At 42.8% G+C, this 1,182-nt stretch carries 1 protein-coding gene and 1 pseudogene; one reads left to right on the top strand and one right to left on the bottom strand.

Annotation, left to right across the window (positions count from 1 at the left end):
• Positions 1–13: 13 nt before the first annotated feature.
• A complete protein-coding gene (locus R7070_RS25930; RefSeq protein WP_005461097.1) occupies positions 14–679 on the bottom strand; it encodes an SDR family oxidoreductase in 666 nt (221 codons plus the stop codon).
• Between the two features lie 303 nt (positions 680–982).
• On the opposite strand from R7070_RS25930, the pseudogene R7070_RS25925 reads away from it, so the two are divergent.
• Positions 983–1,182, top strand: a pseudogene (locus R7070_RS25925) (DUF2254 domain-containing protein); the annotation flags it as partial.

Below are 1,182 nucleotides of genomic sequence, written 5' to 3'. Positions count from 1 at the left end.
ATTCAGAAAAGATTTACTGTCGATTCACTGTAATATCAGAAACGTAGCCGTTGCCAATGTTAGCTAGCGAACCATGTATCATTAATGCTGCATCTTCTGCGCTCATAAAGCTACTCGTATCCAAGCTCTTACCACTGGTTTCCCAAAACTCAGTCGCCATTCCTCCCGGATACACGGCAATAATCTTCATTGGCTTACCCTTCAACTCCAGACGAACCGATTCAATCAATCCTTTGACTGCCCATTTCACAGCGCAGTATGTGGATTCTTGAGCTTTGGGCTGCTGAGCCGCAGTAGACATGATCATCACTACATTAACAGGCTGATCCTTGTATCGCTTAACCAACTCACGAAGCACGTTAATCGCTGAGCTGAGATTATTCTCTATTAAGGTTTGAATCTGCTCTGGATCTTGCTCTTGTAACAACCCAAAGTACCCACTGCCTGCACTGTGAACCACCGTGCTCGGAATAGAATCTAATTGTTCAAACAATTGTTCCACTTCTTGATGGGATGCGAGATCACAAGCTCGATAGCCAACATTGTTCGATAAGCAGTTTGTGACTGTAGAGAGCTTACTCTCACTTCGGCCAGTCAGATAAGTGGCTTTCCCTTCCGCATCATAAAGCTTGGCCAACTCCGCCCCTAAGCCGCTACTTGCACCTGTGATTACAATCATTTTCTACCTCGTTCGTAAAAGTGCTTTTTAATGTGTGTACCAATTAAGGTAACGGAATATAGGCTGATTCACATCTTACGAACGCCATTCTTTGAAGCAGCATGACTTTCTGATTTTAACGCTCGTTAACTTCTAAATATGCCCAATAGTTTTCAAAACTATCCAATGGTTCGGATACCTGTACCTTGATCACGAAGCCCATCAAGCACAAAGAGAAACCGGAAATTTCACCTATGCTTAAACAAAGAATAACGTTTTGAATTTCCTATCGACTTTCTCACTTAAGATAAGAGGCACATGAGAATGACCGGCTCCAAATGGCAGTGGCTGCTTAAACAAATGACACGCAAACTGTGGGTTCGTACATCACTTTTCGCCTTACTTGCTGTTGTAACCGCCCTGATCTCTATTATTTTAAATAAATTCATTACCCTGCCTCCCACCATCAATGTCAGTAATGAGCTGCTGAATAACATATTGAATATTCTCGCGACGTCGATGCT

The organism is Vibrio sp. 1557 (assembly GCF_033340175.1).
In the GTDB taxonomy this organism is placed as follows: domain Bacteria; phylum Pseudomonadota; class Gammaproteobacteria; order Enterobacterales; family Vibrionaceae; genus Vibrio; species Vibrio alginolyticus.
This window is presented reverse-complemented; position numbering and strand designations above follow the sequence as displayed.